The 23,365-nt window shown below is 64.6% G+C and carries 16 protein-coding genes; 5 read left to right on the top strand and 11 right to left on the bottom strand.

The window, feature by feature from the left end; genetic code table 11:
- Positions 1-110: 110 nt before the first annotated feature.
- Together AC0L27_RS28700 and AC0L27_RS28695 are read left to right on the top strand one after the other, a co-directional pair.
- On the top strand, positions 111-1,727 hold the full coding sequence (locus AC0L27_RS28700) for an acyl-CoA carboxylase subunit beta (RefSeq protein ID WP_473321043.1): 1,617 nt from the start codon (positions 111-113) through the stop codon (positions 1,725-1,727).
- Complete coding sequence (locus tag AC0L27_RS28695; RefSeq protein ID WP_354205988.1) at positions 1,724-3,706, top strand: acetyl/propionyl/methylcrotonyl-CoA carboxylase subunit alpha; 1,983 nt, start codon at positions 1,724-1,726, stop codon at positions 3,704-3,706. Before AC0L27_RS28700 ends, AC0L27_RS28695 begins: the two co-directional genes overlap by 4 nt.
- An 86-nt stretch (positions 3,707-3,792) precedes the next feature.
- Here the strand turns inward: AC0L27_RS28695 and AC0L27_RS28690 are convergent, their stop codons facing one another.
- The 7 genes from AC0L27_RS28690 to AC0L27_RS28660 form a co-directional block, all read right to left on the bottom strand.
- Positions 3,793-4,788 carry an ABC transporter ATP-binding protein gene (locus AC0L27_RS28690; RefSeq protein ID WP_354254619.1) on the bottom strand — a complete coding sequence of 332 codons (996 nt, stop codon included), beginning with the start codon at positions 4,786-4,788 and terminating at the stop codon, positions 3,793-3,795.
- Positions 4,785-5,792, bottom strand: coding sequence for an ABC transporter ATP-binding protein (locus AC0L27_RS28685; RefSeq protein WP_354063809.1), 1,008 nt, complete (start codon positions 5,790-5,792; stop codon positions 4,785-4,787). Before AC0L27_RS28685 ends, AC0L27_RS28690 begins: the two co-directional genes overlap by 4 nt.
- Positions 5,792-6,685, bottom strand: a complete 894-nt coding sequence (locus AC0L27_RS28680) for an ABC transporter permease (RefSeq protein ID WP_018455966.1) — start codon at positions 6,683-6,685, stop codon at positions 5,792-5,794. Before AC0L27_RS28680 ends, AC0L27_RS28685 begins: the two co-directional genes overlap by 1 nt.
- Positions 6,686-6,694: 9 nt before the next feature.
- Positions 6,695-7,642: an ABC transporter permease gene (locus AC0L27_RS28675; protein ID WP_354063811.1), complete on the bottom strand. Its 948-nt coding sequence runs from the start codon at positions 7,640-7,642 to the stop codon at positions 6,695-6,697.
- 35 nt (positions 7,643-7,677) lie between these two features.
- Positions 7,678-9,276: an ABC transporter substrate-binding protein gene (locus AC0L27_RS28670; protein ID WP_354205993.1), complete on the bottom strand. Its 1,599-nt coding sequence runs from the start codon at positions 9,274-9,276 to the stop codon at positions 7,678-7,680.
- A gap of 276 nt (positions 9,277-9,552) precedes the next feature.
- Positions 9,553-11,103, bottom strand: a complete 1,551-nt coding sequence (locus AC0L27_RS28665) for an AMP-binding protein (protein ID WP_354205995.1) — start codon at positions 11,101-11,103, stop codon at positions 9,553-9,555.
- A gap of 18 nt (positions 11,104-11,121) precedes the next feature.
- Complete coding sequence (locus AC0L27_RS28660; protein ID WP_354205997.1) at positions 11,122-12,276, bottom strand: iron-containing alcohol dehydrogenase; 1,155 nt, start codon at positions 12,274-12,276, stop codon at positions 11,122-11,124.
- 402 nt (positions 12,277-12,678) lie between these two features.
- Here AC0L27_RS28660 and AC0L27_RS28655 point away from each other — a divergent pair, with 402 nt between their 5' ends.
- From AC0L27_RS28655 to AC0L27_RS28645, 3 genes are all read left to right on the top strand, one after another.
- Positions 12,679-13,896: an efflux RND transporter periplasmic adaptor subunit gene (locus AC0L27_RS28655; RefSeq protein ID WP_354205999.1), complete on the top strand. Its 1,218-nt coding sequence runs from the start codon at positions 12,679-12,681 to the stop codon at positions 13,894-13,896.
- Positions 13,893-17,057 (top strand): efflux RND transporter permease subunit, encoded by a 3,165-nt coding sequence (locus AC0L27_RS28650; protein ID WP_354206001.1) that lies wholly within the window; start codon positions 13,893-13,895, stop codon positions 17,055-17,057. The genes AC0L27_RS28655 and AC0L27_RS28650 overlap by 4 nt, the downstream gene beginning before the upstream one ends.
- A gap of 300 nt (positions 17,058-17,357) precedes the next feature.
- On the top strand, positions 17,358-18,551 hold the full coding sequence (locus AC0L27_RS28645) for an ABC transporter substrate-binding protein (RefSeq protein WP_354206003.1): 1,194 nt from the start codon (positions 17,358-17,360) through the stop codon (positions 18,549-18,551).
- A 177-nt stretch (positions 18,552-18,728) separates the two neighbouring features.
- On the opposite strand, the gene AC0L27_RS28640 is transcribed toward AC0L27_RS28645, so the two are convergent.
- The 4 genes from AC0L27_RS28640 to AC0L27_RS28625 are packed head-to-tail and all read right to left on the bottom strand — an operon-like array spanning position 18,729 to position 23,327.
- A complete protein-coding gene (locus AC0L27_RS28640; protein ID WP_354206005.1) occupies positions 18,729-19,115 on the bottom strand; it encodes an MAPEG family protein in 387 nt (128 codons plus the stop codon).
- 27 nt (positions 19,116-19,142) lie between these two features.
- The gene (locus AC0L27_RS28635; RefSeq protein ID WP_473321040.1) at positions 19,143-20,225 is read right to left on the bottom strand and encodes a lipocalin-like domain-containing protein; all 1,083 of its coding nucleotides are present in this window, start codon (positions 20,223-20,225) and stop codon (positions 19,143-19,145) included.
- Positions 20,215-22,677 carry an FtsX-like permease family protein gene (locus tag AC0L27_RS28630; protein WP_354206009.1) on the bottom strand — a complete coding sequence of 821 codons (2,463 nt, stop codon included), beginning with the start codon at positions 22,675-22,677 and terminating at the stop codon, positions 20,215-20,217. Before AC0L27_RS28630 ends, AC0L27_RS28635 begins: the two co-directional genes overlap by 11 nt.
- Positions 22,674-23,327 (bottom strand): ABC transporter ATP-binding protein, encoded by a 654-nt coding sequence (locus AC0L27_RS28625; RefSeq protein WP_354206011.1) that lies wholly within the window; start codon positions 23,325-23,327, stop codon positions 22,674-22,676. The genes AC0L27_RS28630 and AC0L27_RS28625 overlap by 4 nt, the downstream gene beginning before the upstream one ends.
- Positions 23,328-23,365 lie beyond the last annotated feature (38 nt).

The raw sequence follows: 23,365 nt of genomic DNA, 5'->3' as shown, positions 1-23,365 counted from the left end.
TCGCCTCAACCGTCATTGCGAGCGAAGCGAAGCAATCCAGAATCTCTCCATGGATGCAGTCTGGATTGCTTCGTCGCTTCGCTCCTCGCAATGACGAGCAGGATTGAGTTATGTCCATTCTCGAAAGCACCATTTCCCCCGGCAGCGCCGCCTACCGCGCCAACCGCAACGGCATGCTTGGCCTGATCGACCGCATGCGCGCGCTGGAAGAGCGTACGCGTGCGGCGTCGGCCGCGGCGAAGGATCGCTTCCACAAGCGCGGGCAGCTGTTGCCGCGCGAGCGGGTCGCCCTGGTGCTCGATCCCGGCGCGCCCTTCATCGAGCTGTCCACACTCGCCGGCTACATGTTCGACGTATCAGATTCCGACAAAAGCGTGCCCGGCGGCGGCGTCATCGCTGGCATCGGCTTCGTCTCGGGCATCCGCTGCATGGTCAGCGCCAACGATTCCGGCATCGATGCCGGCGCGCTTCAGCCTTATGGTCTCGACAAGACGCTGCGGGTGCAGGAGCTCGCGCTGGAGAACAAGCTGCCTTACGTCCAGCTGGTCGAAAGCGCTGGCGCCAATCTCCTGCGCTACCGCGTCGAAGACTTTGTCCGCGGCGGCAACATTTTTCGCAATCTCGCGCGGCTTTCGGCGGCGGGGCTGCCCGTCGTCACCGTGACCCATGGCTCGTCGACGGCCGGCGGCGCCTATCAGACCGGCCTGTCGGATTACATTGTCATGGTCCGCGGCCGCACCCGTGCCTTCCTCGCGGGTCCGCCGCTGCTGAAGGCTGCAACCGGCGAGATCGCGACCGAGGAGGAACTTGGCGGGGCCGAGATGCACACGCAGGTTTCCGGCCTCGGCGACTACCTCGCCGAAGACGACCGCGACGCCCTGCGCATCGCCCGCGAGATCATGGCGGCGCTGCAATGGGAGCGGCCGGACAAGGGAGCCGCGCACTACAAGCCGCCGTGCTACGACCAGGACGAGCTGCTCGGCATCGTGCCGATGGACCACAAGCGGTCCGTGGACATGAAGCAGGTCATCGCGCGCATCGTCGACGATTCCGACTTCACCGAGATGGCGCCGAACTACGGCCCGGCCACCGTCTGCGGCCATGCCCGCATCGAGGGCCGGGCCATCGGCATCATCACCAACAACGGTCCGCTCGATCCGGCGGGCGCCAACAAGGCGACGCATTTCATCCAGGCTTGCTGCCAGACCCGCACGCCACTGCTCTATCTGAACAACACCACCGGCTACATGGTCGGCAAATCCTACGAAGAAGCCGGCATGATCAAGCACGGCTCCAAGATGATCCAGGCGGTGACGTCGGCGACGGTGCCGCAGATCACCATCTATTGCGGCGCCTCGTTCGGTGCCGGCAATTACGGCATGTGCGGGCGCGGGTTCCATCCGCGCTTCTGCTTCTCCTGGCCCAACGCCAAGACCGCCGTGATGGGCGGCGAGCAGGCCGCCGAGACCATGGCGATCGTCACCGAAGCCGCCGCAGCTCGCCGCGGCAAGCCGGTCGAAAAAGAAAAGCTCGATGCCATGAAGGCGCAGATCGTCGGCGTGTTCGACCTCCAGATGGACGTGTTCTCGACCAGCGCGCGCGTGCTCGACGACGGCGTGATCGATCCGCGCGACACCCGCGCGGTGCTCTCGGAAGTGCTCGCGATCTGCCGCGAGGGCGATGCGCGTACGCCCCAACGCATGCAGTTTTCGGTGGCTCGCCCATGAGGAACGGATCAGTGCAGCACCGGTCGTTCTTCAAGGTCCTGATCGCTAATCGCGGCGAGATCGCGCTGCGCGTGATGCGCAGTGCGCGGCGGCTCGGCCTCGGCGTCGTCGCGGTCTATTCTGATGCGGATCGCGACGCCCTTCATGTGCGACAGGCCGACCAGGCCGTGCGCATCGGCGAAGCGCTGCCGGCGCAATCCTATCTCAACATCGCCGCGATCGTCGCGGCCGCAAAGGCCAGCGGCGCGGATGCCGTTCATCCCGGCTATGGCTTCCTCGCCGAGAACGAGGATTTTGCACAGGCCTGCAAGGATGCCGGGCTCGTCTTCATCGGCCCCTCGCCGCAGGCGATCGAGTCGATGGGCAACAAGGCCGGTGCCAAGGAGATCATGAAAAAGGCCGGCGTGCCCGTCGTGCCCGGCTATCAGGGCGCCGATCAGGGCGATGAGGTCATGCTCGCGGAGGCGAGAGGGATCGGCTTCCCCGTGATGATCAAGGCGGTCGCCGGCGGCGGTGGACGCGGCATGCGGCTCGTGACGGATGCCGCGGCGTTTCCCGATGCACTGCGTAGTGCGCGGTCCGAGGCGAAGGCGGCGTTTGGCGATCCGACGGTGATTCTCGAACGCGCCATCCAAAATCCCCGGCACATCGAGATTCAGGTATTCGGCGATAGCCATGGCAACGCCATCCATCTCGGCGAGCGTGACTGCTCAGTGCAGCGCCGGCACCAGAAACTGATCGAGGAGGCGCCGTCGCCCGCCGTGACGCCGGAACTGCGCGCGAAGATGGGTGAGGTCGCGGTCGCCGCGGTGAAGGCGCTACGCTACGAGGGCGCCGGCACGCTGGAATTCCTGCTCGATGCGAGCGGCCAATTCTACTTCATGGAGATGAACACACGCCTCCAGGTCGAGCATCCCGTCACCGAGGCGATCACCGGGCTCGATCTCGTCGAGCTGCAACTGCGCGTCGCGCGCGGCGAGCCGTTGCCTGTCGAGCAGCAGGACATCCGGTTTTCGGGCCACGCCATCGAGGTGCGGCTGTGCTCCGAGGATGCCGCGCATGATTTCATGCCGCAGTCCGGGCGCATGGCGCGCTGGCAGGTGCCGGATGGCATCCGCGTCGAGCATGCGCTGCAATCGGGCTCCGAGATTCCGCCGTTCTACGATTCCATGATCGCCAAGGTGATCGCCCATGGCGCGACCCGCGAAGAGGCGAGGGGGCGACTGATCGTCGGCCTGGAGCAACTGACCGGATTCGGTGTGACCACCAATCATGCCTTCCTAATGTCGTGCTTGCGTCATCCCGGCTTCGCCAAAGGCGAGGCGACCACGGCGTTCATTGGTGCGCATCGCGACGAGTTGCTGGCGCCGCGCGCGGACGCGGCATTCGATATGGCTTTGGCCGGCCTGCTGCTCTACGTCACGAACCCGCAGGCACCGTCGTGGCGCCGCGGACGGAGCCTCACGGCAACGTTCCCGCTGCCGGCGAAAATCGAGATCGCAGGCCACGCGCTTGAGCTCGAAGTCACGCGGGAGCGCGATGGCAGCTACACCGTTGCCAGCGACGGCCGGCAGGACAAGTTCGAGATCGATCAGCTCGATTTCGACGCAATCCGCTTCCGCCATGACGGCGTGATGGACAGCGCCAAATTCCTGCGCGATGGCGACCGGCTCTACCTCCAGCACCGCGGCATACCGCTCGCGGCGACCGATCTCACGCTCGCCGCGCCGAAGGCCGCCGCAAGCAACGGCGGCGATGGCAAGGTTCGCGCCGCCATGAACGGTCGCGTCGTTGCGGTCCTGGTCAAGCCGGGCGACCGCGTCACCGCCGATCAGCCGGTGATGACGCTGGAAGCGATGAAGATGGAGCACGTCCACAAGGCCGGCATCGACGGCGTGGTCGCCGCGATCGACGTCGCCGAGGGCGAGCAGGTCACGACGGGGAAGATTGTCGCCGAAATCGGGGCTACAGACTCGTAATCGTAGGGTGGGTTAGCGAAGCGTAACCCACCATCGTCTTTTTCCGCGGAGGTGAACAGAGGTGGGTTACGCTTCGCTAACCCACCCTACGGCATCGCATTTGGTCGCCCCGTCCCCTCATTGAGCAAGCACGCCACCTGGTGCCCGTCGCCCGCATCCACCAGCGCCGGCCGTTCCGTCCTGCATCGCTCCATCGCAAACCGGCAGCGGGTGTGAAACGCGCATCCCGGCGGCGGATTGACCGGGCTTGGCACGTCGCCGTCCACCAGCGGCACGAGCTTTTTGGCGAGCGGGTTGGCGACCGGCACTGAGGCGAGCAGCGCCTGCGTGTAGGGATGGCGCGGATTTGCAAACAGCTCGTCCTTGTCGGCGATCTCGACGATGCGGCCGAGATACATCACGGCGACGCGGTGACTGATATGGGCGACCACCGCGAGATCATGTGCGATGAAGAGATAGGAGAAGCCGTGCTCGCGTTGCAGGTCGATCAGGAGGTTGATCACCTGCGCCTGGATCGAGACGTCGAGCGCGGAGACCGGCTCGTCGCAGACGATCAGCCGAGGCCCGAGCGCCAGCGCGCGGGCGATGCAGATGCGCTGGCGCTGGCCGCCGGAGAACTGGTGCGGGAAGTTGCGCATCTGGTCGGGCCGCAAGCCGACTTGTTCGAACAGGTTTGCGGTACGCGCCTCCAGCACTTTGCCGGTCGCGAGCCCGTGCACGAACAGCGGCTCGCCGACGATGTCGCCCGCGGTCATGCGCGGGTTGAGCGAGGCGAAAGGATCCTGGAACACGATCTGCATCGAACGGCGGTGCGGCCGCAGCGCGGACTTGGAGAGGTGGGTGATGTCCTCGCCTTCGAGGCGGATCTGGCCCGAGGTCGGCTCGACCAGCCGCAGCACGCTCCGCGCCACCGTCGACTTGCCGCAGCCGGATTCGCCGACAAGGCCCAGCGTTTCGCCGACACCCACCGAGAACGAGACGCCGTCGACCGCATGCACTGTGCCGATTTGTCGGCGCAACACACCGGCGCGCACCGGATAGTGCTTCCTGAGATCGGTGACTTCGAGCAGCGCCTCGGTCATGCCACCTCCGCAATCTCGGCCGCGCGCCAGCATGCAGCGAGATGGCCACCGCCCCAATCGATGAGTGGCGGATATTCGGCCTCACAGCGTTTGATCGCGAGCTTGCAGCGCGGCGCGAACGCGCAACCCTTCGGCAGTCGCACCAGCGACGGCACCGTACCCGGAATTTCGTTCAGCCGCGCCTGGGCGGCGACGCCCGGCGCCGGCACCGCCGGGATCGAGGCCATCAGCCCGCGCGTGTAGGGATGCTTTGGCGCGGCGAACAGTGCCTCGACGCTGGCTTCCTCGACCTTTCGTCCCGCATACATCACGATGACGCGCTGCGCGGTCTGCGCGACGACGCCGAGATCATGCGTGATCAGCACGAGCCCGGTGCCGAGCTCTTTCTGCAGGTCCAGGATCAGCGCCAGGATCTGCGCCTGGATGGTGACGTCGAGCGCGGTCGTGGGCTCGTCCGCGATCAGCAGCGCCGGCCGGCACGCCAGCGCCATGGCAATCATGGCGCGCTGGCGCATCCCGCCGGACAGTTGATGCGGATATTCTCGCGCGCGCCGGGCCGGTTCGGGAATGCGCACCAGGCGCAGCATCTCGATCGCGATGTCCCGGGCCTCCTTGCTTGACATGTTCCGGTGAAGCCGCACGGCCTCGACGATCTGGTCGCCGATCCGCATCACCGGATTGAGCGAGGTCATCGGCTCCTGGAAGATCATCGAGATGCGGTTGCCCCTGACGGCGCGCATCTCTGCTTCGTCCAGCGTCAGAAGATCGGTTCCTTCGAGCGTGACGGAGCCGCCGACGATGCGGCCGGGCGGATCCGGCACCAGCCGCATCAGCGATAGTGCGGTGACGCTCTTGCCACAGCCGGATTCCCCGACGATCGCCAGCGTCTCGCCGCGCTTCACCGTGAAGGAAACATCGTCAACGGCCTTGAACAGACCGGAGTTGGTGAAGAACACCGTCTTCAGGTTCTTCACTTCGAGCACGAGATCGGATTTGTCAGCCATCAGCCGCGCTGCCGGGGATCGAGGATGTCGCGCAAGGCGTCGCCGAACAGATTGGCGCCGAACACCGCGAGGCTGATGGCGATGCCGGGGAAGATCACCAGCCAGGGCGCCGTGCGGACATATTCGGCGGCCGATTCAGAGAGCATGCGGCCCCACGACGGGTACGGCTCGGGAATGCCGAGGCCGAGGAAGGAAAGCGAGGCCTCAGTGAGGATGGTCGAGCCGAGCTGGGCCGTCGCAAGCACGATCAGCGGTGCTAGTGTGTTCGGCAGCACGTGACGCAGTGCGATGCGCACCTCGCTCATGCCGATCGACTTGGCCGCCTCGATGAACGGCAGCTCGCGCAGCGCCAGCGTGTTGGCGCGGATGACGCGCGAGACGGTCGGGATCAGCGGAATGGCGATCGCGATGATGACGTTCGGCAAGGACGGTCCAAGCGCTGCGGTCATGATCAGGGCCAGCACCAGCAGCGGCAGCGCCTGGAGGACGTCGGAGACGCGCTGGAACACGAGATCGACCCAGCCGGAGAGATAGCCGGAGGTGAGGCCGACGATCACGCCGATGCTGCCGCCGAGCGCCGTCGAGCCGATGCCGACCGCGAGCGAGATCCGCGCGCCATGAATGATGCGGCTGAAGACATCGCGGCCGAAAGAATCCGTGCCCATCCAGTGTGCCAGGCTTGGGCGCGCCAGTGCCCGGGCGGCGTCGATCGTCAGCGGATCGTAGCGCGCGATGAAGTCGGCGAAGATCGCGGTGAACACGAACAGGGTCATGATGACGAGCCCGGCCGCACCCAGCACATGCCGCTGCGCCAAAAACAGCACGCGCCGCCAGCCGACGGTCGCGTGCGCCCCGGCGCGCCTCAGTTCAACGTCGTAGTCGATCGCAGCCAAGCGCCTCTCCTAATCCGTGTACCTGATGCGCGGGTCGAACACGGCGTACAGCATGTCGACGATGAAATTCGCGCTCACCACGACGATGGCAATCAGCATCACCAGGTTCTGCACGATCGGATAATCGCGCCAGCGAATCGCCTCGACCAGGAAGCGCGCGACGCCGGGGATGTTGAACACGGTCTCCGTCACGATAAGGCCGCCGATTAGGAACGCCGCCTCGATTCCGATCACGGTGATGACGGGCAAAATCGCGTTCTTGAGCGCGTGCTGATAGTTCACGGCGGCGTCCGATGCGCCCTTGGCACGTGCGGTGCGGATATAGTCCTGCCGCAGCACCTCCAGCATCGAGGATCGCGTGATGCGCATGGTCAGTGCCGCGCTGCGGAAGCCGACGGCGGCGGCGGGCACGGCATAGGTCGCAAACGCTTCCAGCCAGGTCGCCGGATTGGGATTGAAGATCGGCATCTGGTTGAACATCGCCACCGAGGCGGTGAGGATGAGCAGGCCGAGCCAGAACGAAGGCAGCGACAATCCGCTCAGGCTCACCACACGCAACGCGTAGTCGAGCCTCGTTCCCTGCTTCACCGCGCTGATGACGCCCAAGGGAATGCCGATCGACGCCGAGAACAGCAGCGCCAGGCCGGCGAGCCGTGCGGTGATCGGAATCCGTGGCAGGATCTCCTGAAGCGCCGGCTTCTCGGAAACGTAGGAGTAGCCGAAATCACCGCGCAGGAAGCCGCTGATCCAGTGCCAATATTGCACCACCAGCGGCTGGTCGATGCCGAGCTCCTTCTCCAGATTGGCCTTGTCGGCGGGGTCGACATAGCCGGCCGCGGCAAACAGGATGTCGACGATGTTACCGGGGACGATGCGCAGCAGGAAGAAGATGACGATCGAGATCCCGAACAGGGTCACGAACATCAGGAACAGGCGCCGCACCAGATAGGCAAACATGCATCGCCTCCCGTCGAACCCGTCAGCCGCCTGCGCTACTTGTCCATCCAGACATCCTCGTACCGATAGCCGTTATAGGAACTGTTGGACATCACCGTCACGCCCTTGACGTAAGGTTGCCAGCAGCTGCCGGTACGTGCGTGGAAGATGATCGGGCGGGCGACGTCCTCCTGCAACTTCTTGTCGATGTCCCACACCAGCTTCTTGCGCTTGTTGAGGTCGGTCTCCTGGGACTGCACGTCGAACAGCTTCTCGATCTCCTTGTTGCAGTAATTGGTGTAGTTGCGCTCGGAGCCGCAGGAATAGTTCTCGTAGAAGGATTGGTCGGGATCGTCGACGGCATTGCCGGTCAAATTGAGCCCGAGCATGTAGTCCTTGCGCGCAACCTTCGGGAACCAATTTGCGGTCTCGACCACGTCGAGCTCGCCGTCGATATAGATGCTCTTGAGCTGGTCAATCAGGATCACGGCGGGATCGCGATAGACCGGGATGTTGCGGGTCGAGACCTTGACGGCGAGGTGCTTGTCCGGCCCATAGCCGGCCTTCTGCATCAGCTTTTTTGCTTCCTCGCGGTTGGCGTTGATGTCGGGGCCGTAGCCCGGAATGGTCTCGAGCATCTCCTTCGGCATGCCCCACAGCCCGTTCGGCGGCGGCAGCAGGGTGCCGCCGACGTCGCCCTGACCCTCGAACATGATCGAGATGAAGGCCTTGCGGTCGAGCGACAGCGCCATGGCGCGGCGGATGTCGATATTGTCGAACGGTGGCGCGGACGAATTGACGATGATGTTGGTGGCGACATTGTTGGGTTCGACCACGCAGACCGCGTTCGGCGCCTGCGATTTGACGTCCTTGAGAAGCGGGATGCTCACTTCGGTCGGGAAGGCCATATCGAACTTGCCGGCGACGAAGGCGAGAATGGCGGTCGAGCGGTTCGGGATGATGGTGAACTCGATGCCGTCGAGATAGGGCCGGCTCTTGCGCCAATAGTCGGGATTGCGGGTCAGCTTGATCGATTCATTGGCCTTGAACTCGACGAACTTGAACGGCCCGGTCCCGATCGGGTGCGTGCGCATGTCGCCGGGCGAGACGTGGCAGGGATAGACCGGCGTGTAGCCGGAGGCGAGCAGCGCCAGCAGCGAAGGCTGCGGCCGCTTCAGGTTGAAGGAGACCTCGAGATCGCCGTTGGTGGAGACGTCGTTGACCTGTTCGTACCAGCTCTTGCGCGGGTTCTGCCGGAACTTCTGCTGCGACTTGCCCATCAGCATCTCGAAGGTGCATTTGACGTCAGCCGAGGTGAACGGCTTGCCGTCGTGCCACTTCACGCCCTGGCGCAGCTTGAAGGTCAGCGTCTTGTTGTCGTTGACCCAAGCCCAGCTCTCTGCGAGCTCGGGCACGATGGTGTCCATGCTGTTCTGCGCCACGTCCTGCTTGTAGATGACGAGGTTGTTGAACACCGGCATGAAGGGAACGTTGAGGGAGTAGGTCGCACCTTCGTGGATCGAGGCATTGCCGGGACTGTCGCGGTGATACATCCGCAAAATGCCGCCCTGCTTGGGCTCGCCGGCGAGTGCAATGGTCGAAAACGCCAGCAAAGATAGCGCCGCCGTCGCGGCGAGCGCCCGTACGCTCCGCATCCTCGTCCTCCCTGGACATCAGCCTTTTGCGGCCTGTTTGAGCAGACGATAGCGATGCGAGCGCGGTGAGGCAACCGGCAAGGTCTGCTACTCTCTCGGCAATTCGGATGACGCAAGGCCGCAGGGGCGGCTCTCTCACAAATTGCGAGACGTCCCTCCGGCGTCGTCCTGGCGAACGCCAGGACCCATTACCCCAGGGAGGTGTTTATTTCTACCTACGACGATCGTGAGATCACGCGGTATGGGTCCTGGCATTCGCCAGGACGACAGCGGTTTTCACACAATCCTGGACGCCTTGTTCCCCCAATACCGGTCCCGAAGGAGCCGCTTGTACAGCTTCCCCGTCGGCAGCCGCGGCAACTCCTTTTCGAAATCGACCGAGCGCGGCACCTTTTGCCGCGAGAGCGATGCTCCGCAGAACGCGATCAGCTCTTCGGCGAGCGCCTCGTCCGGCACGACGCCCGGCATCGGCTGCACCACCGCCTTCATCTCTTCGCCGAGATCGGGATTGGGCACGCCGAACACCGCGGCGTCCGCGACCTTCGGATGGGTGATCAGCAGATTCTCGCACTCCTGCGGATAGATGTTCACGCCGCCGGAGATGATCATGAAGGTCGCGCGGTCCGTTAGATAAAGGAAGCGATCCTCGTCGACATAGCCGACGTCGCCGACCGAGCTCATGCTGCCGTCGGCCGAACGCGCTTCCTTGGTCTTCTCCGGATCGTTGAAATATTCGAATGGCGTGGCCGTCCTGAACCAGACCTGACCCGGCGTGCCGGTCGGGCATGGCTTCATATTCTCGTCGAGAATGTGGAGGTCGCCGAGCAGCACCTTGCCGACGGTGCCGCGATGGGCGAGCCATTCAGCGCTGTCGCAGGCGGTGAAGCCAAGGCCTTCGGTCGCGCCGTAATATTCGTGGATGATCGGTCCCCACCATTTGATCATGTCGTCCTTGACCAGGGCCGGGCAGGGCGCGGCGGCATGGATCGCGATCTCGAGCGAGGAGAGGTCGTAGCGCTGTCGCACCTGCTCCCGCAGCTTGAGCATGCGTGAGAACATCGTCGGCACCAGCTGGGTGTGGGTTATACCCCATTGCTCGACGAGCTGGAGGTACCGCTCGGGATCGAAATTTTCCATGATGATCGCGGTGCCGCCCATCCGGATCGTCAGGTTGACCGCGGCCTGCGGCGCCGAATGATAGAGCGGCGCCGGGGAGAGGTAGATCATGCCCTCGCGGTATTGCCAAAGCTTTGTCAGGAAATCGAACAACGGCAGATTGTGCTTTGGCGGCTCCTCCGGAAGCGGGCGAATGATGCCCTTGGGCCGTCCCGTCGTGCCCGATGAATACAGCATCGCGGTACCGAGCCATTCATCGGGAATCGGCGTCTTCGGCAGGTCGGCCGTCACCTCAGTGAGACCGACGATGCGCTCACTCTCGCCGGGGCCGTCGGCGACGATGCACAGCCTGATATCGGGGCAGACCTTGATTGCCTCGCGGGCGATCTCGAGCTTCGCAACCGACGTGATCAGAATTTTCGACTGGCTGTTGACCAGGAGATAAGCGAGCTCGCCCGGCGTCAGGAACGAGTTGATGCAGGTGTAGTAGAGGCCGGAGCGCTCGCCCGCGCCGCAGGCTTCGAGGTAGCGGGAATTGTTCTCCATGAAGATCGAGTAGTGGTCGAGCCGCTTCAGGCCGTGCTTGCGGAACAGATGCGCCAGCCGGTTGCTGCGCACATCGAGCTCACGATAGCTGACGGCCTCGCCAGTCGCCGCCATGATGAAGGCAGGCTGGAGCGGGCGCAGGCGGGCATGCTGACCTGGATACATCGGTCCTCCGGCTTTAGATCATGCGGCAAGAAGCAGGATTTCGCGCAACTGCGCGGGACCGTCGATCTTGCGCGGGTTGCGTGGGATCCAGTTCGTGCGCATCGCGGCTTCCGCGATGGCGTCGAAATGCTCCGGCGAGACCTGCACATCGGCGAGGCTGCGCGGCATGCCGAGCGAGCGGATGAAGGCGTCGAGCACATCGGCCGCCTTGTGGCCGGGAAAGCCCATCGCGGCCGCGACGATCATCTGGCGCTCGGCATTGTCGGGCGCATTCCAGCGCATCACAGCCGGCAGCATGATGCAGGAAGTGTAGCCATGCGGCACGTTGAAGGCTGCGCCCAGCACGTAACCGATGCCGTGGCTTGCCCCCATCGGCACGCCGGCGGCAAGCGCTCCCATCGACAGCCAGGTGCCGATCTGCGCATCCATGCGCGCGTCGAGGTCAGCAGGGTCTGCCTTCACCCGCGGCAGCGCGTCGGCGAGCATCGCGAGGCCCTTGACCGACTGCGCGTCGGCATAGGGATGCGTCTCGCGCGAGCAGATCGCCTCGACGCAATGATCGATGGCGCGGATGCCGGTCGAGAGGAACAGCCATTCCGGCGTGTGCACGGTGATGGCGGGATCGAGGATAGTCGCGCGCGGAACGCTGAGCGGATGCCGCAGCATCTGTTTCACACGAGCGGTGCGGTCGGTGACGCCTGCGACCGAGCTGAACTCGCCGCCGGCGATCGTGGTCGGGACGCTGATCTGACGCACGGTCGGCGCCGTCATCTCGGGCGCGACGCCCTTGTGCACGCGGATACGTTCGATGCCGTCGACATCGTCGATGCCGTTGGCAAGGCAGAGCTGCACCGCCTTGGCTCCGTCGGTGATCGAGCCGCCGCCCACGGTGACGATCAGGTCGGCGCCCGCTTCGCGCGCCGCATTGGTGGCGGCGATCACCGCCTCGCGCGGTGTGTGGGCCGGCATCGCGTCGAAGACGCCCGCGCAGCGTGTGCCCAGGGCTTGTTTGATCTTCGCGATTTCGTCGGTCTGCCGGTTGAGCGTGCCCGAGACCATCAGGAAGGCGCGGCGCGTCCCCAGCCGGTCCATCTGGGCGACCACGGCTTCGGCCGCGGGGTGGCCGAACACGACCTCCTCGATCGCGCCGTAAACGACACGTCCCTGGTGCACGCCTGTCCTCCCCGGACAATTCGTCTTGTTTTTCTGGCGGGTAGTCTAGCCGCGCTGGCGGCATTCGTCATGCGCGAAGACGCTGGCCGAGAGGTCGTCATGCCCGGGCTTGTCCCGGGCATCCACGTTCTTTGTGCCACGGGGCAAGGCGTGGATGGCCGGGACGAGCCCGGCCATGACGCTGTGGAAGCGTCAATGCCCCAAGTTTTTTCGTCACATGCGATAGCACTCTCCGTAGGAGAGAGGCGAACAAGCCCTGTCAACCCGTCATCCGGCCAGGGCATTCTTCCGAGCATTGCGCGTGCGGTGGTCTTGAAGAGTTCATCATTGAAACCCATCTTGTGGCGCCCGCGGGTACAGGCGTACCCTGCTATTTCCGCGGTTTTTATGCGAGGACCTGGGATGACTGGACCGGACGGAAGCGAGCAGTTTGTCAAAAGGCACGATTTCGTTTCGCCTCGACCTCGCGTGATCGCCGGGCTACTCGCCGCGGCATTCGGTCTTGCGGGCTGTGGCCAGCCGATCCCGCAAGCGGCCGCGCCGCCGCCGGCGCCGGTGACGGTAGCCCAGCCGGTCAAGCGCACCGTCACCGATTGGGACGAGTTCACCGGTCGCTTCGAGGCGATGGAGGAGGTGCAGGTCCGCCCGCGCGTCGGCGGGTTCGTCAACTCTGTCGAATTCCAGGATGGCGCCATCGTGCGTCAGGGCGATCTGCTCTATGTCATCGACCCACGTCCGTTCGAGGCGGTGGCCACGCAGGCGGAGGGGCAGCTTTCCGATGCGCGTGCCAAGGTGGAGCTTGCAAAGCGGGAGCTCGATCGCGGTTTGAGCCTGGTGCAGACCAGCGCCGTCTCCGAGCAGGTGGTCGATCAGCGCCGTCAGGCCTTGCAGGCCGCGCACGCTGCCGAAACGCAGGCCGAGGGTGCGCTCAAAGTCGCCAAGCTCAATATCGAATTCACGCATGTGACGGCGCCGCTGACCGGCCGCGTCAGCCGCCACCTTGTCAGCCCTGGCAATCTCGTGCAGGGCAGCGATACCGGAACGTCGACGCTGCTCACCTCGATCGTGACGCTTGACCCGATCTATATCTATTTCGACATGGATGAGGCGACCTTCATCAAATACAGCAAGCTGTGGTTCGAAGGCCGCCGCCCGAGTTCGCGCGATACGGCGAACCCGGTGCAGGTGACGCTCGCCGGCGAGACGAAACCATCCCGTGAAGGCAGTATCAATTTCCTCGACAACCGCCTCGACGTCTCCACCGGCACGCTGCGCAGCCGCGCCGTGATCAAGAACACTGATCTGTCGATCCTGCCGGGTCAGTTCGGTCGCGTCCGCCTGATCGGAAGCGCGCCCTATGAGGCGCTGCTGATTCCGGACGTCGCGGTTGCGACCGACCAGTCCCGCAAGATTGTGTTCGTGGTGAAGCCTGATGACACCGTCGAGGCACGTCCCGTGACGCTGGGGCCGCTCGACGACGGCCTGCGCGTGATCCGCGAGGGACTGAAGGCGGAAGATCGTGTCATCGTCAACGGCATCCAGCGCGCCCGTGTCGGCGCCAAGGTCGCGCCGCAGACTGCACCAGCGCCGGCTGGCGGCAAGCCCGGTGACAAGTCATGAATCTCGGCCGCCTCTCCATCAACCAGCCCATCCTCGCCATGGTGCTGTCGATCGTGCTGCTGATCGTCGGCGCGCTGGCCTATACCACGCTGCCGGTCTCCGAATATCCGCAAGTGGTGCCGCCGACCGTCGTCGTCACCACGCAATATCCCGGCGCTTCCGCGCAGACCGTCTCCGACACGGTTGCGGCTCCCATCGAGCAGGAGATCAACGGCGTCGAGGACATGCTGTATCTCTACAGCCAGGCGACATCGAACGGTCAGCTTACCATCACCGTCACTTTCAAGCTCGGCACCGATCTCGACAAGGCCCAGGTGCTGGTGCAGAATCGCGTCGCGATCGCGCAGCCGCGTCTGCCTGAAGAGGTTCAGCGCAACGGCGTCACCACGCGCAAGAACTCGCCCGACATCCTGATGGTCGTGTTCATGCTGTCGCCCGACGACACCTTCGACCAGCTCTACATCTCCAATTACGCGCTGCTCCAGGTTCGCGACCAGCTACTGCGCATCGACGGCGTTGGCGACATCCAGATCTTTGGTGCACGCGATTATTCGATGCGGCTGTGGCTCGATCCGGATAGAATCGCCAATCTCGGCCTGACTTCGGCCGAAGTGCTCGCCGCGATCCGCGCGCAAAACGTGCAGATCGCGGGCGGCCAGATCGCCGAGCCGCCGATCGCCGACCGCGCCTTCCAGCCGAACCTCACCTTCACCGGGCGTTTGAAAGACCAGAAGCAGTTCGAGGACATCCTGATCAAGGCCGGCTCCGACGGCCGCACGGTGCGGCTGCGCGACGTCGCCCGTATCGAGCTCGGTGCTCTCGCGTACTCCACCAACAGCTTCCTGCTGCGCAAATCGGCGGTCGCGATGCTGGTGACGCAGCGGCCGGGATCGAACGCGCTCGCGACCGCGAAGAACATTTCGGACACGATGACGAAGCTGAAGGAGACCTTTCCGAAAGGCCTCGACTTCAATATCGGCTACAACCCGACCGAGTTCATCGCGCAGTCCGTCCATGAGCTGATCAAGACCATCTACGAGGCCATGCTGCTCGTGGTCATCGTGGTTCTGGTGTTCCTGCAAGGGTGGCGGCCCGCGATCATTCCGATCATCGCGATTCCGGTTTCGCTGGTCGGCACCTTCGCTGTGATGGCGGCGCTAGGGTTCTCAATCAACAATCTGACGCTGTTTGGGCTCGTGCTTGCCGTCGGTATCGTGGTCGACGACGCCATCGTCGTGGTCGAGAATGTCGAGCGGCATCTCGAGCACGGCATGAGCCGGCGCGACGCCGCGCTGAAGACCATGGAGGAGGTCGGCGGCGCACTGGTATCGATCGCGCTGGTGCTGTGCGCGGTGTTCGTCCCGACTGCGTTTCTGGGCGGTATCTCGGGGCAGTTCTTTCAGCAATTCGCCGTCACCATTGCGGTCGCGACCGCGATTTCCTGCTTCTGCTCGTTGACGCTGTCGCCGGCGCTGGCCTCGCTTCTCCTCGTCCCCCACGAGGAGAAACGGCCGCCGGCGCGCTGGAATCTTGTCGCACGCGGCTGGAACGCTTTCACGGGCGTGTTTAACCGCGTGTTCGACCGTCTCGCGCACGGCTATGCCGGCCTTGCCAATTTCGTGATCCGGCATTCGGCGGTGATGATCCTGATCTACGTCGTGCTGATCGGCAGCGCCGGCTGGCTGATCGCCACCACGCCGCAGGGCTTCATTCCGGCGCAGGATCGCGGTTACGTCATCATCTCCGTGCAATTGCCGGGCGCGGCCTCGCTGGCGCGCACCACCGAGGTCGTGCGCGAGATCGAGCGGATCTCGCTGGATACGCCCGGTATCATCCGCGTCGCCGCCTTCGCCGGCTTCTCCGGCGCCACGCGCACGCAGGCCGGCAACGCGGCGGCGCTATTTCCGGTGTTCGACGAGCCCGAGGCGCGGATGAAGAGGGGATTGTCCGCGAACGCCATCACGGTCGAGCTGCGCAAGCGCCTGGCCGCGATTCAGGGGGCTTTCATCATCGTGATTCCGCCGCCGGCCGTACCCGGCATCGGCACCGGCGGCGGCTTCACCATCCGCATTCAGGACCGCCAGGGCCGTGGGCCTGAGATGCTCGCCGCGGCTACCGACGAGCTCGTCGCAGCATCGCGCAAATCGCCCTCGCTGCTCGCTCCCTCAGTGTTCTCCCCGTTCTCAGCCAACACGCCGCAGCTGTTCGTCGACATCGACCGCACCAAGGCGCAGAAGCTCGGCGTTCCCATCGCCAACATCAACGACACGATCCAGACCTATTTCGGATCGACCTATGTCAACGACTTCAACCTGTTCGGCCGGACCTACCACGTCACCGCGCAGGCGGATTTCCCGTTCCGCAAGGAGCCCAGCGATCTCTCGCGTCTGCGCACGCGCAACGCTTCCGGCGACATGGTGATGCTCGGCAGCGTGGTCGAGTTCAAGGACGTCTCGGGCCCCGACCGTGTCGCGCGCTACAATCTCTATGCGGCCTCCGAGTTGCAGGGCGAGCCGGCGCCGGGCACCAGCTCGACCACCGCGCTCAACACCATCAAGAAGCTCGCGGACGACACCCTGCCGAGCGGCTTCACTTTCGAATGGACGGACCTGTCCTACCAGCAGATCACTGGCGGCAATGCGGGTCTCTACGTATTCCCGATCTGCGTGCTGTTCGTCTATCTCGTGCTCGCCGCGCAATATGGCAGCTGGACCTTGCCGTTCGCGGTGATCCTGATCGTGCCGATGTGCCTGTTGGCCGCGACCATCGGCGTGCGCATCATGGGGCAGGACGTCAATATCCTCACCCAGATCGGCTTCGTCGTGCTGGTGGGATTGGCGGCGAAGAACGCGATCCTGATCGTCGAGTTCGCGCGCGACATCGAGAAAGAAGGCAAACCGCGGCTGGAGGCCGTGATCGACGCCTGTCGCCTGCGCCTGCGGCCGATCCTGATGACGTCCTTCGCCTTCATCCTCGGCGTGCTGCCGCTGGTGATATCGTCCGGCTCGGGCTCGGAGATGCGGCAAGCCGTCGGCGTCGCCGTGTTCTTCGGCATGATCGGCGTCACCCTGTTCGGACTGTTGTTCACGCCGATCTTCTACGTGGTGGTGAGGAACCTGGCCGAGGGGAAGAACGAGGGGAAGCCGAGGGTGGTGGCCTGATCGTAGTCAGTGCAGCCGCCAGCGCATCAACACCCACAGTGTCGTCCCGGCCTAGTGCGCAATTGCGCACGGGGGCCGGGACCCATAGCCACAGGGCGGAGTTTTGCGAACACTCGTGGTTACGAGCTTCGCCTCGCAACCACTTTTTGGGCGTATGGGTCCCGGCCTTCGCCGGGACGACACCGCTTCTTTGGTGCACGCCCTTCATACTAACGACCAACATGTAATGGATGGGCAGGCGCGGGGTTCTTCACTAGTATCCGCGCGATTTCAAAACAGAAAACTGCTGGGAGCTAACGAATGAAATCAGCACTTTTGGCCGCTGTCGCAACCTCCACCCTGCTGCTGGCCGCGCCGGCCTCTGCGCAAGGCGTCAAGATAGGCATCCTCAACGACCAGTCCGGCGTCTACGCCGATTACGGCGGCAAATGGTCGGTCGAGGCCGCCAGGATGGCGATCGAGGATTTCGGCGGCGAGGTGCTGGGCCAGAAGGTGGAACTCGTCACCGCCGACCACCAGAACAAGCCGGATCTCGCGACCTCGATCGCGCGCCGCTGGTACGATGTCGAGAACGTCGACATGATCACGGAGCTGACGACGTCGTCGGTTGCGCTCGCGATCCACGAGCTCTCTAAGGAAAAGAAGAAAATCGACATCGTCGTCGGCGCTGCGACCTCGCGCCTCACCGGCGATGCCTGCCAGCCCTATGGTTTCCACTGGGCCTATGACACCCGCGCGCTTGGTGTCGGCACCGGCGGCTCGCTGACCAAGGCCGGCGGCGACAGCTGGTTCTTCCTCACCGCGGACTACGCCTTCGGCTACGCGCTGGAAAAGGACACCAGCGAGATCGTCACGGCCAATGGCGGCAAGGTGCTCGGTTCGGTGCGCGTGCCGCTCAACTCATCGGACTTCTCCTCCTTCCTGCTCCAGGCGCAGAGCTCGAAGGCGAAGATCGTCGGCCTCGCCAATGCCGGCCTCGACACCACCAACTCGATCAAGCAGGCCTCCGAGTTCGGCATCGTCTCCGGTGGCCAGAAGCTCGCGGGCCTCTTGATGACACTCGCCGAAGTGAACGGCCTCGGACTCCAGGCCGCGCAAGGCCTGGTGCTGACCGAGGGCTATTACTGGGATATCAACGACCGCACGCGCCATCTCGGTGAACGCTTCCTCAAGCGCACCGGCCGGATGCCGAACATGATCCAGGCCGGCACCTATTCGGCGACGCTGAGCTATCTCAAGGCGGTCAAAGCAGCCGGCACCAAGGATCCGGATGCGGTCGCCAAGAAGCTGAAGGAGCTGCCGGTCGACGACGACTTCGCCCAAGGCGGCAAGGTGCTCGAGAACGGCCGCATGGTCCACGACATGTATCTGTTCGAAGTGAAGAAGCCCTCGGAATCGAAGAAGCCGTGGGACTATTACAAGCAGCTCGCGGTCGTTCCCGGCGAGAAGGCGTTCTTCACCGCCAAGGAGAGCGGCTGCCCGCTGACGAAGTGAAGGTCAGGACCGCGCCAATAACTCCCATGTCGTCCCGGCGAAAGCCGGGACCCATAACCCCAGGGAGAAGGTGTGGGCCCGAACTGGTAACTCCGAGTCTTCGTCAAACCACATCCCGTGGTTATGGGTCCCGGCCTTCGCCGGGACGACACTGAGTGTGTGGCGGTTGCCCGCCCCTCACACCAGCCGCAGCACCAACGCTCCCAGCGACCCCGCCCACAATGCAATGGCCGCGATGCCCTGAATAAAGAATCCCGGGCCGCGTTTTGCAGCGGCCTTCGAGTAGCCGATGAAGTAAACGATGCGGCCGGCGATCCAGATCGCACCGATCGCCGCTGCGCCGGCATCACTGATGTAAACCGCAAACAGCCAGAGCGACGGCAGGAAGATCGGCATCCATTCCAGCGTGTTCATCTGGATGCGGAACGCGCGCTCAAAATCCGGATGGCCCGACATTGCCGGCACCTTGACGCCGGTCTTGGTGCGCGAGCGCGACACGTTGATGGTGACGAAGAAGTAGAACAGGATCGCCAGCAGCGTGACGAGGGCGGTGAGGTGATACATCGCTAGTCCCTTCGAAGAAGTCCCGGTTCAATACCCGGTCAGCTCGAGATAGCCAACGCCGTCATGCGAACCGGCAAAGCTGATCGGTCCTTCCAAATAGGAAAAACCGGTCCCCATCCACGCCTTTGGATTGAGCGGCTTGCACACGATCGAGAACGACCGCGAGGGGATCGCGATCAGCCATTCCACCGGCAGCTTGCGTCCCGCGACCTCGGCGGTCGCCTTCGGAGTCATCTGGATGTCGTCGCCCGCGATCATGTGCGTGTCGCCGGCGGCGGAGATCCAGTTGCCGAACGGATGATTCTGGCCGTCCTTCTGGCGCAGCCGGTACAGCATCAGCTTGTCGCCGGATGAAAGATGCAGCGACAGCCAGTCCCAGCCGGTCTGGTCGGTGTCGAGCGGCTGGCTGCTCCATTCGCGGTCCATCCAGGCCTGACCGGAAATATCGACCGGCCTGTCGTCGATGGTGAGCGTGCCGCGGGCGCGATAGAACGGCTGGCTGTAATAATAGGAGGCCTGTCCGCGCTCCGACTTGCGGCTGTAGCCACGATCGCCCTGCAACACCACTGGATGATCGGCCTCCAACGTCAACGCGTAGCCGAAGTCGGTGCCGGAGGCTTTCAGCGTCAGCGGTGCCAAGGAGCGATCGTCGGTGCGCTCGGATCCGTTCATCTCCCAATCGTCGATCCAGGCTAAGAACGGTTTCGCGGTGACGCCGGCCTGTCCTACACCGCCGCGGGAAAACAGCTCATTGAAGCGGTGGGTGTCGGCACGCGTCACCGCGGCATGCGCCATCCACACCTGCTGGTTGGCCCAGCCCTCGCCTTGCGGTCCGGGCTGCGTCGCCTGACGGAACAGCGTCCATTGCAGGCCGCAAGCCGCGCCGCTGCTATCGACAAGATTCGCCGTGAGATACCACCACTCGATGCGAAACTCCGGATGCGGCCCGTGATCGCCCGGAAAGGCGAACGTCTTTCCCGGCTCGACCTTCGCAAACCCGTCGGCGGTTTCACCGAGGCCGGCATAGCCCTGCGCATGTGTGCGCCGCGCGAGAGCGAGCGCGGCGATGCCGCCGGCGAAGGCGCGCCGGGAGATCCTGTCAGCGCTCATTGGCAAACACCTTGACGAGGCTCGCCGGTTGCATCCGGGCCAATCGGATCATCGGCAGCAGGGCGGCAAGCAACGAGGCGAACAGCGCGACTGCGACCAGTTCGACCAATTGCAAGGGAAACACATGGAACGGCAGCCGCCAGCCGAACGCCTTCACGTTGACGATCGCGATCAGGCACCACGCCACCAATAGCCCGAGCGGCACGGCCAGAAGCGACGTGAACAGCGCGACCGACAGCGTCTTGGTCAATTCGATCGCGGCAAGGCGCGGCCGCGTGATGCCGATCGCCCAGAGCGGCGCAAGCTGCGGCAGGCGGGAATTCGCCAACGTGAGAAGGCTGGTCAGAAGCGCGATCCCGGCGACGCCGAGCGTGAACGCGTTCAGCGCCGAAGTCACCGCGAAGGTGCGGTTGAAGATCCGGATCGACTCCGCCTTCACCGTGGCCTGGTCGGCGACGCTGCGATCGTCGAGCGCAAACTGCTTCTGCAGCGCTGCGATCAGGCCGGGGATATTCTCCTTCGCGACGATCAGACCGATTCGTGTCTGCGGCGTCTGCGGAAATTGCCGGATCAGCGCCGCGACATTCACCGCAAGCTGGCCCTTGGGGTTGCCGTAGTCGGCATAGATGCCGACGATGTCGAGCTGCCAGCTTCCGCCCGGCGCCGGAACGTCAACGACGTCGCCGACGCGGACGTTGAGGCGGCGGCTCAGCTGCTCGCTGATGAAGGCGGCATTGCCGGGTATGAGCCGGGTCCAGGCACGCGGCGCGGCTTCCAGCAGCGGCCAGCGCTCGCGATAGAGCGCATGATCGGGCAGGCCGAGCAGCTCCACCGGCTGGCCCTGTACCTGCGTCTCGGCACGTCCGCCCGACAGGATCGCCTGGACATCGCTGCGCTCCTTCAGCCAGTCGCGGATCGCGACGCCTTTGGCATTGTCGGAGGCGCTGATGTAGACATCGGCTGCGAGCCGTCCGTTGAGCCAGCCAACAAAAGTGCGGCTGAACGTTTCCACCATGGTGGACACCCCGACATTGACGGCGAGCGCGAGCAGCAGCGCCATCAGTGCCAGCGACAAACCCGAGAGCTGCTGCCGGCTGTCCGCCCAGAACCACAGGGCGAGCGGCCTCCGCGCCAAACGCTGTCCGGCCAGCAGGATGAGTTCGAGGAACGCGGGCAGGATCAACGCGGCGCCGAACATCAGCGCTGCCAGCACGCCAAAGCCGGCGATCAGCGATTGCCCGTACTGGAGCAGCAATAGCGCGACCGCGAACACGGCGCAGGCTGCTCCGCTTTGCAGGATCAGCCAGCGGCGCTGCCTCTGTTGCCAGGCGCGCGGCTGCGCGGTCGCCAGCACCGGCATCCTGACAGCCTTGATCAGGCTGGTCGCCGCGGCCACCAGCGCGCCGGCAATGCTGATGCCGATCCCGGCGAGCCACCATTCAGGTCGCAAGCTGAGCTGCCCCGGGATTTGCGCGCCATAGAGTCCACGCAGAGACGCCGCGACGTCGGGCAGGAGCGCGGCCGCAATGAAATAGCCGCAGGCAAGCCCGATCAGGCCTGCGACCAGCGACAGCGCCACGAGCTCGACCACCAGCACGGTGTTGACCAGTCGCGCCGAGGCACCGCAGGCCCGCAGCGTGCGTAGCATCGGCAGCCGCTGCTCGAAGGCGAGGCCGACGGCTGAATTGACGATGAAAAGACCGACGAAGAACGACAGCAGGCCGAACGCGGTGAGGTTGAGATGAAAGCTGTCGGTGAGACGCTCCAGCTCGGTCTCCGCATCCGGCTCGACCCGCTGCAAGCGATGGCCGACGACGTTCGCCAATGGCGCGGGCTTGCCCTTCGGTTTGCCGATCAGCAGTCGCGAGATCTGGTCGGGCTTGTTCAGCAGCCGCTGTGCCACGCCGATATCGACCACCAGCACATCGGGCACGAGCTGCGGCAGCACGCGCAGCGGCGGCAGTTTTGCGCCATTGCTGATCGCTGGTGCCGCGCCCTCCTGCTCCTGCAAATCGCTCAGCGTTTCCTTCGCCACCAGCGTCTGGCCCGGCGGTGCGACGAAGCTGCTCAGATCGGCGGCGCCGAGGCGCGGTGCATTGCCGACATCGACCGGCAGCGTCACCGGCTCGATGCCGAGCAGCCGGACCGAGCGCCCGTTGACCTGGACCCGTCCTTCCAGCATCGGCGAGACCGGCCAGCCGGCGCGACGGAGCTTGACGAACAGCTCCTGCGGAAAGGTGGCGGCATCAGGCGCGACCAGCATCGGCGTGCGCGCGCCGCCGAAGGTTGCCGCGGCGCGATCATAGGCGTTGCGGGCCTGCTGGTTGATCGCCTGCACGCCGCTCCATAGCGCGGTCGCCGCGATCAGCCCGATCAGGAGCGTCGCGAACTGCATCTTGTGGCGCCGCCAATGGCTGAGCAGCACGGCGAGGACCCAGAGCGCGCGCCTCATGCGATTCGCCCGGCATGCAGATTGACGTGGCGATCGAGTGTCGCGGCCAAATGCAGGCTATGCGTCACCATCAGAAAGCCGCAGCCGGTGCGCGTGACGAGGTCGCGCGTCAGGGCAAGCACGTCCTCGGCAGTGGCCTCGTCGAGATTGCCGGTCGGCTCGTCCGCCAGCAGCAACAACGGCTTTATTGCCAAGGCCCGGCCGATCGCGACCCGTTGCTGCTGTCCGCCCGATAATTGTTCTGGATACCGCTTGAGCAGGCCGCCGAGCCCGAGACGCTCGATCAGCTCCTCGTACCAGGCTGCGTCGTACGGGCCGGCGATCCGCGCCTGAAACGCCAGATTGTCCCCGACCGACAGACTTGGGATCAGATTGTACTGTTGAAACACCAGGCCGATCCGGTCGCGCCGCAGTCCCGCGCGTCCCGCATCGGACAATTTGGTGACCTCGGTGTCTTCCAGCCGGATCGTGCCGCCATCGGCGGCATCGAGCCCCGCGATCAGGTGCAACAGCGTGCTCTTGCCGCTGCCGGACTCGCCGGTCAGTGCGACGCGTTCGCCGGCCTTGAGGTCGAGATCGACGCCGCGCAGGACATGGACCGGCTCACCGGCCGAAGAGAACGTTTTGGAGAGGTTTCGGATGCTCAGCACGATGAATGGCGCCGGACGGAATTAGCGGAATTGCTGCG

It is taken from the genome of Bradyrhizobium sp. Ken51 (genome assembly GCF_055807435.1).
This window is presented reverse-complemented; position numbering and strand designations above follow the sequence as displayed.